Source organism: Streptomyces sp. NPDC086147 (assembly GCF_040702165.1).
In the GTDB taxonomy this organism is placed as follows: domain Bacteria; phylum Actinomycetota; class Actinomycetes; order Streptomycetales; family Streptomycetaceae; genus Streptomyces.
On record NZ_JBFBJO010000019.1, the window covers coordinates 44,602 to 60,255 of the forward strand.

2 protein-coding genes are annotated in these 15,654 nt (G+C 75.6%); both read right to left on the minus strand.

All coding sequences use genetic code 11. From position 1 onward, the window contains the following. Positions 1-2 precede the first annotated feature (2 nt). Positions 3-7,832: an amino acid adenylation domain-containing protein gene (locus AB0398_RS28500; protein ID WP_366378505.1), complete on the minus strand. Its 7,830-nt coding sequence runs from the start codon at positions 7,830-7,832 to the stop codon at positions 3-5. Beyond that, entirely contained in the window at positions 7,829-15,628 is a 7,800-nt protein-coding gene (locus AB0398_RS28505) for an amino acid adenylation domain-containing protein (protein ID WP_366378506.1), read from the minus strand. Before AB0398_RS28505 ends, AB0398_RS28500 begins: the two co-directional genes overlap by 4 nt. Positions 15,629-15,654 lie beyond the last annotated feature (26 nt).

Below are 15,654 nucleotides of genomic sequence, written 5' to 3' on the forward strand. Positions count from 1 at the left end.
CTTCACTCCTTGACTATCAACGGGCGCAGGCTGCGGCGGGGCGGAGCAGCCGATTCCTCGGACCAGGCGGCCAGCGCGGCGGGCGTGGGCAGGTCGAAGATCTTGCGGATGGGGATCTCGACGCCCAGCTCGGTGCGGGCGCGGGTGATCAGGCGGGTGGCGAGCAGGGAGTGCCCGCCGAGTTCGAAGAAGCCGTCGTCGACGCCGACCCGGTCCACGCCGAGCACCTCCTCGAAGAGCGCGGTCAGGGCCTTCTCGCGCGGGGTGCCGGGGGCCCGGTAGGCGGCGCCGGTGAACTCCGGTTCGGGCAGCGCGGCCCGGTCGAGCTTGCCGTTGGGGGCGAGCGGCAGCCGGTCGAGCACGACGACGGCGGACGGGACCATGAACTCCGGGAGCCGTTCCCCGGCGAAGGCGTCGAGCTCCTTCGGTGTCGGGGCCCCCGCACCCCCCGCACCCCCCGCACTCCCCGCGCCCCGCGCGTCCTGCGCGGGTACGACGTACGCCACCAGCCGTTTGCCCGTGCCGCTTCCCGGGGTCTCGCGGGCGACGACCGCGCACTGGCCGATCCCGGGGTGGGCGGTGAGGACGGCCTCGACCTCGGCGGGCTCGACGCGGAAGCCGCGCACCTTGACCTGGGCGTCGCCCCGGCCCGCGTACTCCAGGTGGCCGTCCCGGTTGATCCGGGCCAGGTCGCCGGTGCGGTACATGCGGTCGCCGGGCGGGCCGAAGGGGTCGGCCACGAAGCGCTCGGCGGTGAGTCCGGCGCGGCCGTGGTAGCCGCGGCCCACGTTCCCGGCGACGTACAGCTCGCCGGTGGTGCCCGGGGGCACGGGGGCCAGGCCGGGGCCGAGGACGTAGCCGCGCATGTTGCCGAGGGGGGTGCCGACGGGCGCGCTGCCGGCCCGGTCGGCGGCGGTGGCGGGGGTGGTGTCGGAGGCGGTGTGGGTGGTGGCGTAGAACGACTCGCTCTGGCCGTACGCGTTGACGACGCGGACGCCGGGGAAGGCCCGGCGGGTCCTCTCGACGAGCGAGGCGGGCAGGGCCTCCCCGGCGAAGACGACCGTCTCGACGCGGACGCGGCCGGTGATGCCGTCGAGGAGTTCGGCGAAAGCGGAGGGCACGGTGGAGACGACGGCGCCGCTCCAGCCGTCCCGCTCGCCCAGGACCAGGACGTCGCGGACCACTTCGACGGTGCCGCCGGAGGCGAGGGTCGTGAAGATCTCGAAGGCCGAGACGTCGAAGTTGACCGAGGTGCCCGCGAGGAGGCGCTTGCCCGGTGCCATGCCGACGCGGGGGGCGAGCCGCAGGACGCCGTTGACCACGTTGGCGTGGGTGATGGCGACGCCCTTGGGCTTGCCGGTGGAGCCGGAGGTGTACATCACGTACGCCAGCTGCCCCGGGTGCGCGGTCCGGGCGGGCGGGGGGACGTCCCGGGACGGGTCGAGCGCGTCGAGGAGGAGGTCGGGGGCGTCGTGCTCCGGCAGCGCCCCGGCGGTCGCGGAGTGGGTGAGGACCAGGCTCGGCCGGGCCTCCTCCAGGATCGCCCGGAGACGGGCTCCGGGGTACTTGGGGTCGACCGGCAGGTAGGCGCCGCCCGCCCGCAGGACGGCGAGCAGCCCGACGACCAGGTCGGCCGTGCGCGGCAGGGAGACCGCGACCAGCGACTCGGGGCCCACGCCCCGGTCGGCCAGCTCCCGCGCCAGGCGGTCGGCCCGGGCGTCCAGTTCGCGGTAGGTGAGCGAGGCGTCGTCCGCGACGACGGCGAGCGCGTCGGGGGTGCGGGCCGCCTGGGCCGCGACGAGGCCGTCGACGGTGGTCGGCGGGGTCGGGACGGCGGTGTCGTTGAACGCGCCGAGCAGCCGGTGGCGTTCGTCCGGGCTCAGCAGGTCGAGGTCGGCGGTCCTCGCGCCGGGGTCGTCGGCCAGCGCGCGCAGCACGCGCGCGAGGCGGTCCGCGTACTCCCGCACCGTCTCCCGGTCGAAGACCCCGGGGGCGTACTGGAGGGTGAGCCGCAGGTGCGGTTCGACCAGCGCCATCAGGGCCAGCGGGTAGTTGGTGCCGGTGGCCAGGCGCAGGCCGGTGAAGGAGATGCCGTCCGCCGCGTCGGTGGCGGCGCCCAGGCTCCGCCGGTCGACGGGGTAGGACTCGAAGACGACCAGGGTGTCGAAGAGGGACGGCAGGCCGGTGGCCCGCTGGATGTCCGTGAGCCCGTGGTGGTGGTGGTCCAGGAGCGCGGCCTGCCGGTCCTGGAGCCGGAGCAGGACCTCGGCGAGGGTGTCGCCGGGGGCGTGCTCGACGCGTACGGGAAGGGTGTTGATGAACATCCCGACCATCGACTCGACGTCCGCGACGGCGGGCGGGCGGCCGGAGACGGTGGCGCCGAACACCACGTCCCGGCGGTTGGTGAGGCCGCCGAGGAGCAGCGCCCAGGCGCCCTGGACCAGGGTGTTGACGGTGACGCCCGTGCGGGCGGCGGTGTCGGACAGGGCGCGGGCGAGGTCGGCCGGGAGGGCGACCTCGACCTCGTCGAGCCCTTCCCCGCCGGTCTCCCCGGAGCCGGGGGCGAGCAGGGTCGGCTCCTCCAGGCCGGCCAGTTCGGCCGCCCAGGCGCGGTCCGACTCCGCCGGGTCCCGGCGGGCGCGCCAGGCGAGGAAGTCGCCGTAGTCGCGGGTGGCCGGCAGGTCCTTCGGGTCGCCGTGGGCGCCGTAGAGGAGCAGCAGGTCGCGGACGAGGAGGGGGGTGGACCAGCCGTCGAAGAGGACGTGGTGGGCGGTCATGACCAGTTCGGCCCGGTCGGGCGCGAGGACGACGAGCGACAGCCGGAACAGCGGCGGGGCCTCGCGGTCGAAGTGGTCGGCGCGGTCCCGGGCGAGGAACCGCTCGAAGGCCTCGGTGCGCCCGTCCTCACCGGCGGCGGTCAGGTCGAGGTGGCGCCAGGGCAGTTCGGCGGTCTCCGGGACCACCTGGACCACCTCGCCGTCGGCCCGGGTGGTGAAGGCCGCGCGGAGGTTGGCGTGCCGGGCGAGGAGGGCCCGTCCGGCACGGCGCATCCGCTCGGGGTCGACCGCGCCGGAGAGGTGGAAGACCATCTGCATGTGGTAGGCGTCGAACGACGTCCCGGACAGCAGGGTGTGGAAGAGCATGCCGGACTGGGCGGGGGTGACGGGCCAGACGTCGGCGAGGCGGCCGAAGCGGGCCTCCCAGCCGTCGATCTCCGCCTGGTCCACCCCGGCCAGGGGCGCGTCGGAGGGGGTGAGGCCGCCCGCCCCGGGGGTGCGGGCGTGCCGGGCGAGGGCGGTCAGCGCCTCGACCCACCGTCCGGCGAGTTCGGTGACCTCCTCGCGGGAGAGGATCCCGGTGGGGAAGCCGAAGTGGGCGGTCAGCTCCTCGCCGGTGGCGCCGGGGGCGGCCACCGCGTTGATCTCCAGGGCGGAGAGGGCGGGCATGTCCGGGTCGGGGGCGGCGATCAGGTCCCGCCCGTCGGGGTCCGGGGTCCAGCCCAGGCCGCGCAGCTCCTCGGGGAGGTCGGCGGCGGAGGAGCGGCCCAGGTAGTTGAAGCCGATCCGGGGCTCCGGCAGCGCGGCGAGCACGGGGGCGGTCGCGGGGTTGAGGTGGCGCAGCAGGCCGTAGCCGATGCCGTTGTCCGGCACCGCCCGCAGCCGTTCCTTGACGGCCTTGACGGCGCGGCCGGCGGCGGGGCCGCCCGCGAAGGCGTCGGCCAGGTCGACGCCGTCCAGGTCGAGCCGCACGGGGTACATGGCGGTGAACCATCCGACCGTGCCGGACAGGTCGGCGCCGGGCACCACGTGCTCCTCGCGGCCGTGGCCCTCCAGGCGGACCAGGGGGGAGCCCCCGGTCAGGCCCCGGTCGCGGTGCCAGCGGGCCAGGGCGAGGGCGAGTCCGGCGAGGAGGCCGTCGTCGACGCCGCCCCGGAACACCGTGGGGAGGGTGTCCAGGAGGGTCGCGGTGACGTCGGCGGGGACGCGGACGCGGACCGTGTCCACGGTGGCGGCGACGTCGACGGCGGGGTCGGGGTCGCGGGCGCCCAGGACGGGGTCGCCGCCTTCGAGGATCCCCTGCCACAGGGGCAGTTCGGCGACCCGGCCGGGGGCGGCGGCCTCGTCGGCGAGGGCGTGCGTCCAGCGGCGCAGGGAGGTGCCGGGGGCGGCGGGCTCCGGGGCGGGGCCCCGGCGGACCCGCTGCCAGGCGGCGGCCAGGTCGGGCAGCAGGATCCGCCAGGACACGCCGTCGACGACCAGGTGGTGGAGGACGATCAGCAGCCGGTCGGGGCCCGTGCCGGAGGCCTCAGGGGTCCCGGAGGTCCCGGGAGCCCCGGAGCCTTCGGAGGTGAACCGTACGAACTGGGCCATGACGCCCGCGTCGGGGTCGAGCCGGTCGGCGGCGGCGTCGAGCTCGGCCCGCGGGTCGGCGTCGTGGGGGACCTCGCGCAGCAGCGCGGCGGCGTCCACGCCCCCGGCGGGGGCGGTGTGGAGCTCCCGCCGTTCCCGGTCGAGCCGGGAGCGCAGGACGTCGTGCCGGTCCAGTACGGACCGGAGGACGGCGAGCAGTCCGGCGCGGTCGATCTCCTCGGGCAGGGTGAGGAGCGCGGACATGGAGAACCGGCCGAGGCCGCCGCCGCGTTCGAGGACGTGCGCGGCGGTGGGCGGCAGCGGGAAGCGGCCGACGCCGCCGCCGGGCAGCTCGGCGAGGCCCGCCGGCTCCTCGTCCCGGCGGCCGTCGACCAGCTCCGCGAGGCGGGCGACCGTGCGGTGCTCGAAGACCTCCCGGGTGCCGATCCGGACGCCGCGCGCCTTGGCGCGGGCGACGACCTGGATGGAGCGGATGCTGTCGCCGCCCGCGGCGAAGAAGTCGTCGTCGACGCCGATGCCCGGGGCGTCGAGCACGTCCGCGTACACCTCGGCGAGGATCCGCTCGGTCCCGCCGCGCGGGGCCCGGTAGGCGGTCGCGGCGAACTCCGGCTCCGGCAGGGCGGCCCGGTCCAGCTTGCCGCTGGGGGTCAGCGGCAGGCGGTCGAGGAGCACGAGCACGGCGGGCACCATGTAGTCCGGCAGCCGCTCGGCGGCGAACCGCCGCAGCTCCTCCGGCGAGGGGGCGGCGTCGCCGGACGGGGTCACGTAGCCGACGAGCCGGGCGGTCCCGGCGCCGTCCTCGCGGACGGTGACCACGGCCCGGCCGACGGCGGGGTGGCGGCCGAGGGCGGTCTCGATCTCGGTGGGCTCGATCCGGATGCCGTTCACCTTGACCTGGGTGTCGGCGCGCCCCTCGTACTCCAGGTGGCCGTCCCGGTCGAGCCGGGCGAGGTCGCCGGTGCGGTACATGCGGGCACCGGGCGGGCCCGCGGGGTCGGGCACGAAGCGCTCGGCGGTGACCGGGGCGTTGCGGTGGTAGCCGCGGGCGGTCAGTCCGCCGACGTACAGCTCGCCGGTCACGCCGGGCGGGACCGGGGCGAGGTCCGGGCCCAGGACGCGGGCGCGCATGTGGGCGAGCGGGCGGCCGACGGGGACCGCGCCGGTGCCGTCCCGCCCCTCCGGGAGGACGTGGGTGGTGGCGTAGAAGCTCTCGGTCTGCCCGTAGGCGTTGACGATCCGTACGCCGGGCAGCTCGGCGCGGATCCTGGCGGCCAGGTCGGCGGGGAGGGCCTCGCCGGCGAGGACGACGGTCTCCACGTCGAGCCGGTCGGCGGCGGGTCCCCCGTCCCCGAGCTGGTCGAGCAGCGCGGCGAAGACGGTGGGGACGGCGCTGACGGTGGTGCCCGACCAGTGGTCGCGCTCGGCGAGTTCGAGGACGTCCCGGACGACCTCGACGCTCGCCCCCGAGGTGAGCGCGGTGAAGATCTCGAAGACGGAGACGTCGAAGGTGACGGAGGTGGCGGCGAGCGTCCGGGAGCCCTCGCCGACCCGGACGGTCCGGCGCAGGTCCCGCAGGCCGTTGACCACGGCGGTGTGGGTGACGGCGACGCCCTTGGGGGTGCCGGTGGAGCCGGAGGTGAACATGACGTAGGCCAGGTCGTCCGGCCGGGCGGCCGGTCCGGGGAGCGGCGCGGGCGCGGGGCCGTCGAGCGGCAGTCCGTCGAGGTGGAGCAGGGGCCGGCCGGACCCGGCCGTGACGGCGGCGGTGGCGCGGTCGGTGAGGACGAGCGCGGGGGCGGCGGCGTCGAGGAGCAGGGCGATCCGGGCGGCCGGGTGGCCGGGGTCGACGGGAAGGTAGGCGCCGCCGGCCTTGAGGACGCCGAGGAGGGCGACGACCAGGTCCGCGGTGCGCGGCAGGGCGACGGCGACCAGGACGCCGGGTCCGACGCCCCGGTCGCGGAGTGCGGCGGCGAGCCGTCCGGCCCGGTCCTCCAGCTCGCGGTAGGTCAGGACGGTCCGCCCGGAGACCACGGCGGTGGCGTCGGGGGTGCGGGCCGCCCGCGCGGCGACCAGCTCGTGCACGGTGGCCGTCCGGTCGGGCGCGGCGGTGCCGTCGAGCCCGGCCAGCAGCTCCCGTTCGGCCCCGCTGAGGACGTCGAGCCCGGCGAGGCGCGTCCCGGGGTCGGCGACGACCTGCCGCAGGACGCGGACGAAGCGCTCGGCGATGCCCTCGGCCGTGTCGTGGTCGAAGAGCTCGGTGGCGTACTCCAGCCGGCCGTACGCGCCTCCGGAGGCGTCCGGGACGACGTTGAGGAACAGGTCGAACTTGGCGGTGCCGGTGTCGGCGGCGACGGGGGTGGCCCGCAGGCCGGGCATCTCGATGCGCGGCCAGACGAACTGCCAGGCCAGCATGGTCTGGAACAGCGGCTGGTACGAGGTGGTGCGCTCCGGTCCGAGGAGTTCGACCAGGCGCTCGAAGGGCACGTCCTGGTTGTCGTAGGCGGCGAGGGCCTTCTCGCGCACCTGCTCCAGGAGGCCGGCGAAGGTCGGGTTCCCGGTGAGGTCGGCGCGCAGCACCCAGGTGTTGACGAAGAAGCCGATCAGGTCGTCGAGCTGTTCGTCGGCGCGGCCCTCGATGGGGCTTCCGACGGTGACGTCCGGGCCGCCGCCCAGCTTGTACAGGAGCACGGCCAGGGCGGCCTGGGCGGCCATCGGGGCGGTGGCGCCGTGGTCGGCGGCCAGCCTGCCGAGGCCGGTGAGCAGTTCGGGTTCGAGGGTGAAGGAGACGTGGCCGCCGCGGTGGTCGGAGACCGTCGGGCGGGGCCGGTCCAGGGGCAGCGGCACCGGCTGCGGCACCCCGTCGAGTTCGCGGCGCCAGTGGTCGATCTGCTGGGCGGCGAGGCTGTCGGGGTCGTCCTCGTCGCCCAGGAGCTGCCGCTGCCACAGCGTGTAGTCCTTGTACTGGACCGGCAGCGGCTCCCAGTCGGGCGCCGTGCCCCGGCGGCGGACGGTGTAGGCCGACACCAGGCCCTGGAGGAAGGGCGCCATCGAGGCGCCGTCCACCGCGATGTGGTGGAAGGCGAACACGACGACGTGCTCCTGCGGGGACACCCGCAGGACGGTGGTCCGCAGGGGGAGTTCCGCCTCCAGGCGGAACCCCTCCCGCAGGGCCTCGCGCACGGCCGCGTCCACCGCGTCCGCCGCGACGTCGACCACCCGGAACGGGTGGACCGCCTCCTCCGGCGGCAGGATCCGCTGCTCGGGGGTGCCGTCCTCGTTCTCGACGATCAGGGTGCGCAGGGTCTCGTGCCGGGTGGCGACGTCCTTCACGGCCGCGGCCAGGGACGCGGTGTCCAGCGGTCCTTCCAGGCGCAGCGCGAACGGGATGGTGTACGTCGGGGACGGGCCCTCCAGCCGGTGGAGGAACCAGAGCCGGCGTTGGGCGAACGACAGCGGGATCATCGGCTGTACTCCTCCACGGTCATCTGACGCAGCTGCGGGCGGGCGGCCTTCCGCCGCCGGGGGCCGTTCGAGGAGGTCAGCTCGTCGATGTGGGCGGCGAGGCGGGCGACCGTGGGGTTGCGGAAGACCATCGTGACCTTGGAGTCGACGCCGAACTCGTTGCGGATCCGGCCGCTGAGCCGGGTGGCGAGGAGGGAGTGCCCGCCGCAGGCGAAGAAGTCGTCGTCGACGCCCACCCCGGTCCGGCCGAGGAGGTCGGCGAAGAGGCGGCAGAGGGTCTCCTCGGTGGGGCTGCCCGGCGCGCGGCCGGGCTCCGCCGCGCCCTGGTCGGGCGCGGGCAGCGCGCCGCGGTCGAGCTTTCCGCTCGGCGAGGTCGGGAACCCGGGGAGCGGGACGACGGCGGACGGGACCATGTACTCGGGAAGGCGCCCGCGCAGCAGCGCCGTCAGCTCGGCGAGGTCGAGCGAGGCCGGGTCGGCCTTGCCGCTCGGCACCGCGTAGGCGACGAGCCGCTGGTCGCCGGGGCGGTCCTCGCGGACCACGGCGACCGCCTGCGCCACGGCGGGGTGCTCGGCGAGGACGTGCTCGATCTCGCCGAGTTCGATGCGGAAGCCGCGGACCTTCACCTGGAAGTCGCTGCGCCCGATGTACTCAAGGCGCCCGTCGCGGCCCCGGCGGACCAGGTCGCCGGTGCGGTACATCCGCGCCCCGGGCCCGCCGAACGGGCAGGCGACGAACCGTCCGGCGGTCAGGTCGGGCCGGCCCTGGTAGCCGCGGGCCAGGCCGTCGCCGGCGATGTACAGCTCTCCGCGGACCCCGGCGGGGACCGGGCGCAGCAGTTCGTCGAGCACGTACACCCGGGTGTTGCCGATGGGGGCGCCGATCGACGGGGTCCCGGAGCCGGGCGCGACCGGGGAGGTGGTGGACCAGACGGTGGTCTCGGTCGGGCCGTACATGTTGGTGACCTCGGCGGCCTGCCCGGCCAGGGCGGTGGCGAGCTGCGGGGGCAGGGCCTCGCCGCCGACCAGGATCCGCAGGCCGCGCGCGCCCTCGGGCTCGTCCATGAGGAGCATCTGCCAGAAGGCCGGGGTCGCCTGGACGAGGGTGACGCCGTGGCGGCGGACCGTCTCGACGACGGCCGAGGGCCGGGTGACGGTCTCCTTGCCGGCCAGGACGACGGCCGCCCCGGAGATCAGCGGGAGGTACAGCTCCAGGCCCGCGATGTCGAACGCGACGGTGGTCACGGCGAGCAGGCGGTCCTCGGGGGTGAGCGCGAACCGGCGCGCCATGGAGGCGAGGAAGTTCTCCAGGGCGCCGTACGGGACGGCCACGCCCTTCGGCCTGCCGGTGGAGCCCGAGGTGTAGATGACGTACGCGGTGTTCTCCGGGCGGACCGCGACCCGTGGGGGTGTCGCCGGGTGGCGGGCGAGGTCGGCGGCGGCGAGCGCGTCGGCGTCGAGCACGAGGGCCGGGCGGGAGTCCTCCAGGATGTGGTCGATGCGGGTGCCGGGGTGCTCCGGGTCGATCGGGACGTAGGCGGCGCCGGCCTTGAGGACGGCGAGGAGGGCGACCACGAGTTCGGCGGTGCGGGGCAGCCGCACGGCCACGAGCGATTCGGGGCGCACGCCGCGGTCGATCAGCCAGTGGGCGAGCCGGTTGGCGCGCTCCTCCAGCGCGGCGTAGGTCAGCGTGCCGTCCTCGGCCGCGACGGCGAGGGCGCCGGGGGCGGCCTCGGCGCGCCGCCGCACGGTCTCGGCCAGGCCGGCTTCGAGGGTGGGCTCGTCGGTGGCGTTGGTCCCGTGGAGCAGCAGGTCGCGTTCGCGGGCGTCGAGGACGTCGACGTCGCCGAGGCGGGTGTCCGGGTCGGCGAGGAGCTGTTCGAGGACCCGGACGAGCCGGGCGGCGATCTCCTCGGCCTCGGCGCGGTCGTAGAGGTTGTCCTGGTAGTCGAGGGAGAGGCGGAGGTAGGGGTCGGCGGAGTTGAGGGTGAGCGGGTAGTGGGAGCCGGCGAAGGGGCGGATCCGGTCGATGGTGAATCCGGCCGAGTCGTGGGCGTCGATCATGCCCTCGCGGTCGATCGGGTAGTTCTCGAAGACGATGAGGGTGTCGAACAGGGCGGGCAGTCCGACGTCGCGCTGAATGTCGGCCAGTCCGTGGTGGTGGTGGTCGAGCAGGGCGGTCTGGCGGTCCTGGAGGGCGGAGACGACCTCGCCCATGGTGTCGTCGGGGCGGCAGAACACGCGGGTCGGCAGGGTGTTGATGAACAGTCCGACCATCTCGTCGGAGCCGACCAGGTCGGCGGGGCGGCCGTTGACGGCGGCGCCGAAGATCACGTCCCGCTGTCCGGTGAGCCGGGCGAGGAGGATGGCCCAGGCCCCCTGGAGGAGGGTGTTCAGGGTGACGCCGAGTTCGGCGGCGCGGCGGGCGAGGCCGCGTCCCTGGTCGATGGAGAGCGGCACCTCGACCCGGCCGAGGGCGGAGGCGGTGCCCTTCAGGGCGGCGTTCGGGGCCACCAGGGTGGGCTGCTCGAAGCCGTCGAGCTCGGCCTTCCAGCGGGCGGCCGACGCCTCCTGGTCCTGGGCGGAGAGCCAGCCCAGGTAGTCGCCGTAGCTGCGGACCGGGGGGAGGCCGCGGGTGTCGGAGTAGAGCCGGACGAGGTCCGTGATCACCATCGGCGACGACCAGCCGTCGAAGAGGGTGTGGTGCGCGGTGACGACGAGCTTGGCCCGCTCCGGTCCGCAGGTCAGTAGGTGCAGGCGGAGCAGCGGCGGGCGGGCGGGGTCGAGCTGGTCGGCCCGGTCGTCGGCGAGCGCCCGGTCGAGCGCCGCGTCGGTCCCGGCCTCGTCGAGGCCGCCGAGGTCGGTGTGGCGCCAGGGGACGGCGACGTGTTCGGCGACGATCTGGACGGGTTCGCCGTCGGCGCCGGTGAGGAACGCGGAGCGCAGGTTGGGGTGCCGGTCGAGGAGGGCCTGTCCGGCGGCCCGCATCCGCTCCGGGTCCACGTGCCCGGACAGGTGCAGGACGAACTGCATGTGGTAGACGTCGAAGGTGCCCTCGGCGAGGGCCGCCTGGAACTGGATGCCGGACTGGCCGGGGGCCTGCGGCCAGATCTCGGCGAGCCGGCCGTAGCGCTCCTCCCAGGCCTCGATCTCGTCCTGGCCGACCTTCACCAGGGGGGCGTCGGAGGGGGTGAGGCCGCCGGTGCCGGGGCGGGCGGCGTGGGCGGCCATGCCGCGCAGCACCTCGGCCCACAGGTCGGCCAGTTCGGCGGCGCGCTCGCGGGTGAGGACGCCGGTGGGGAACATGAAGGCGGCCTGGAGGGCCGGGCCGTCCTCGGTGTCGGTGACGACCGAGTTCACTTCGAGGGCCGACAGGGCGGGCAGGTCCGGGTCGGGCGCCGGGACCAGCTCGGCGGACCAGGGAGCGGGCACCCAGCCCTCGGCGCGCAGGTGCTCGGGCACGTCGGCGCCGGAGATGCGGCCGAGGTAGTTGAACCCGATCTGCGGGTCCGCGTAGTCGGCGAGCTGCGGGGCGGTCTCCGGGTTGAGCCGGCGCAGCAGCCCGTATCCGAGGCCCTTGTCGGGGACGCCGCGCAACTGCTCCTTGACCAGTTTGACGGCCCGTCCGGCGGCGGCGCCGCCGGCCAGGACCTCGTCGAGGTCGACGTCGCGCACGTCGACGCGGGCCGGGTACATGCTGGTGAACCAGCCGACGGTGCGGGAGAGGTCGGCGCCGGGGACGGCCTCCTCCTCGCGGCCGTGGCCCTCCAGGCGGACCAGGGTGGAGCGGTCGTCGCCGCGCCAGCGGTTCACCGCGAGGGCGAGGGCGGCGAGCAGGACGTCGGTGCCGGTGCTCCGGAACGCGGCGGGGAGCCGGGTGAGGACCGCCTCGGTGACCTCGGCGGAGAGCCGCACGCGGACGGTGTCGAGGGTGGACATCAGGTCCACGGCGGGGTCGAAGGAGCGCTCGCCCAGCGGGAGGTTGGGCGATTCGAGGACCTCGCGCCAGTAGTCGAGCTCGTCCTCCCGCTCCGAGGTGAGGGCCTCGGCCTCCAGGGCGGCGGCCCAGCGGCGGGCGGAGGTGCCGACCTCGGGGAGGTCGGGCTCCCCGCCGGAGCGGACGGCCTGCCAGGCTTCGGCGAGGTCCGACATGAGGATGCGCCAGGAGACGCCGTCGACGACCAGGTGGTGCAGGACCACGAGGAGCCGGCCGGCGCCGGATCCGGCGGCGAACCAGACGAAGTCGGCCATGGTGCCGGCCCGGGGGTCGAGCCGTCCGGTCGAGGCCTCCAGCTCCGTCTTCGCCGCCGCCAGGACGGCCGGGTCGTCCCAGTCGCCGGTGACGGGGACGCGGTGGAGGAGCTCCGCGGCCCGTACGGCGCCCTTCGGGCGCACCAGGAGGGTGGGTTCGTCGCCGGGCACGAGCCGGGCGCGCAGCAGGTCGTGGCGGTCCAGGACGGCGTCCAGGGTCGCGGCGAGACCGTTCTCGTCGATGCCGGCGGGCAGTTCGAGGACGATCGACATGGCGAAGCGGTCGATGCCGCCGCCGTGCTCGAAGACGTGCCGGGCCACCGGCTGGAGCGGCAGCGTGCCGACGCCGCCGCCGTCGAGCTCTTCGAGGACGGGCGTCCGGTCGCGGCGGTCGGCGGCGACCTCGGCCAGCCGGGCGGCCGTGCGGCACTCGAAGATGGCGCGGGTGGTCAGCTCCAGGCCGCGGGCGCGGGCCCGGGCGACCACCTGGATCGACCGGAGGCTGTCGCCGCCGATCGCGAAGAAGTCGTCGTCGACGCCGACGCGGTCCACGCCGAGGACATCGGCGTAGGCCGCGGTGATGGTCTTCTCGGCCTCGGTGCGGGGCTCGCGGTAGGCCTCGCCGAGGAACTCCGGCTCGGGCAGCGCCGACCGGTCCAGCTTGCCGGTGGGGCCCAGCGGCAGGGCGCCGAGGGCCACGAAGGCGGAGGGCACCATGTAGTCGGGCAGCCGGGCCGCGGCGAACCTGCGCAGTTCGGCGGCGGAGGCGCCGGCCTGCACGTCGACGTCGCCGATGCCGCCGGCGCCGTCGTCGCCGACGGCGCCCTCGCCGATGTGCACGACGTAGGCGACGAGCCGCTTGCCGCCCTGGGGGACCTCGCGGGCGACGACCACGGCCTCGCTGATGCCGGGGTGGGCGGTCAGCGCCGCCTCGACCTCGGCCGTCTCGATGCGGAAGCCGCGCACCTTGACCTGGCCGTCGCCGCGGCCGACGCACTCCAGGCGCCCGTCGGCGTTCCAGCGGGCGAGGTCGCCGGTGCGGTACATGCGCCCGCCGGCGGGGCCGAAGGGATCGGCGACGTAGCGCTCGGAGGTGAGGGCCGGGCGGCCGTGGTAGCCGCGGCCGAGGCAGGCGCCCACCACGTACAGCTCGCCGACGACGCCCCGGGGCACCGGGGCCAGGCCGGGGCCCAGGACGTAGGCGCGCATGCCGCCGAGCGGGGTGCCGATGGGCGAGACGTCGCCCTCGGGCCACTCCTCGCCGGCGCCGAGGGCGAAGGCGGTGGCGTAGAAGCTCTCGCTCTGCCCGTACGAGTTGACGATCTGCGCGCCGGGCAGGGCCTCGCGGACCTGCCGCACCAGGCGGGCCGGGAGGACGTCGCCGGCGAAGACGACCGAGCGGACGTCGGGCGCCTTCTCCAGGTGGCCGAGGAGTTCGCCGAGGACCGAGGGGACGCCGCTGAGGACGTGGCCGTCCCAGGAGTCGCGCTCGGCGAGCGCCAGGGCGTTCTCCACGATCTCGGCGGTGCCGCCGGTGGTCAGGGTGGTCAGCAGCTCGAAGACGGAGACGTCGAAGTTGACGGAGGTGCCGGCGAGCATCTTCCAGCCGGTCGGGGCGTCGAGGACGCGCACCAGCTCCCGCACGCCGTTGACGAGGTTGCGGTGGGTGATCGCCGCGCCCTTCGGCTTGCCGGTGGAGCCCGAGGTGTACATGACGTACGCCAGGTTGTCCGGGTGCGGCCGCGCGGCGCGGGCGGAGTCGCCGGGGGCCCCGGCGGGCCACTCGGCGCGCCGGTCGAGGTCGACCACCGGCAGGCCGTGCTCCGGCAGCTCCCGGGCGGTCGCGGTGTCGGTGACCACGAAGCGCGGGCGGGCCTCGGCGAACACGGTCGGGGCCCGGCCGGCGAGGTACTGCGGGTCCAGCGGCACGTATCCGGCGCCGGACTTGAGGACGCCGAGCAGGCCGGCGACCAGGTCCTCGGTGCGCGGCAGGGCGAGGACCACCAGGTCCTCCGGTCCCGCGCCGTGCCGGGTCAGCTCCCGGGCGACGGCGTCCGCGCGCCCGTCGAGCTCCCGGTAGGTCAGGGTGCGGTCGCCGCAGACGAGCGCCGGGGCGTCCGGGGTCGCGGCGGCTTGGCGCTCGAAGAGGTCGGGGACGGTCAGCTCGGACGGCGCGGTGGCGCCGGGGACGGTGTTGAGGCCGGTGAGCAGCAGTTCGCGCTCGGCCGCGTCGAGCACGTCGACGCCGTCGACGCGGCGGCCCGCGTCGGTCACGAGCCGGTCGAGGACGCGCACGAACCGCTCCCCGAGGGTCTCGGCCGTGCTCCGGTCGAAGAGGTCGGTGGCGTACTCCAGGCGCACCCCGGCCCCGCCGGACGCGTCCGGGATCATGTTGAAGAACAGGTCGAACTTGGCCGTCCCGGTCTCCAGCGTCTCGGACGCGACGTCCAGGCCGGCGAACTCCAGCCGCCCCAGCGGCTCCTGCCAGGCCAGCATGACCTGGAAGAAGGGGTGGTAGGCCGTGGAGCGGTCCGGGTTGAGCAGCTCGACCAGCCGCTCGAAGGGCATGTCCTGGTTGTCGTACGCGCCGAGGGAACGGTCCCGCACCCGGCCGAGCAGCTCGTGGAAGGTCGGGTCGCCGGAGAGGTCGACGCGCAGCACCCAGGTGTTCACGAAGAAGCCGACGAGGTCGCGCAGCTCCTCGTCGGTGCGGCCCGCGATGGGCGCGCCGATCGGGATGTCGTCGCCGCAGCCGAGGTGGCGCAGGAGCACGGCGAGGGCCGCGTGCATGACCATGGAGACGGTGGTGTCCCGCTCGGCGGCCAGCTTCTCCACGGACGCGAGCAGGTCGGGGCCGATCCCGAACGTCACCAGGCCGCCGTCGGAGCCCGTCCGCTTCGGGCGGGGGCGGTCCGTCGGCAGCGCCAGCGGCTGCGCCATGTCGGCCAGCGCCCCGCGCCAGTACTCCAGCTGGCGGTGGGCCAGGCTCTCCGGGTCGGTCTCGTCGCCGAGCACGTCCTGCTGCCACAGGGTGTAGTCCGCGTACTGGACCGGCAGCGGCTCCCAGACGGGGGCGCGGCCCTCCCGGCGCTCGGCGTAGGCCGCGGCCAGGTCGCGCAGCAGCGGCCCGAGGGACTCGCCGTCCAGGGCGATGTGGTGCACGACGAGGACCAGGGTGTGGTCGGCCGGTCCGGTCCGCACGAGGCGGGCGCGGATCGGCACGTCGGCGGCCAGGTCGAAGGTCTCCCTGGCCGCCGCGTCGACCTCGGCGGCCCGCCGGTCCGGCGCGGCCTCGACGACCGACAGGACGGACGGCGCCCGGTCGGCCGCCAGGATCCGCTGGTGGGGGACGCCGTCGTCGTTCTCGACGATCACCGTGCGGAGCACCTCGTGCCGCTCCACGACGTCGTGGAGCGCCGACCGCAGCGCCGCCACGTCCAGCTCACCGGTCAGCCGCAGGGCGAAAGCGCCGTTGTAGGTCGGCGAAGGGCCTTCGAACCGGTCCACGAACCACAGCCGGCGCTGCGCGAACGACAACGGGATCATTGTTTCTCCAAATCGGCGGAACCAGG

Coding starts and splice junctions, on each gene's coding strand:
- AB0398_RS28505 (WP_366378506.1), bottom strand. CDS start 15,628: ATGATCCCGTTGTCGTTCGCGCAGCGCCGGCTGTGGTTCGTGGACCGG.
- AB0398_RS28500 (WP_366378505.1), bottom strand. CDS start 7,832: ATGATCCCGCTGTCGTTCGCCCAACGCCGGCTCTGGTTCCTCCACCGG.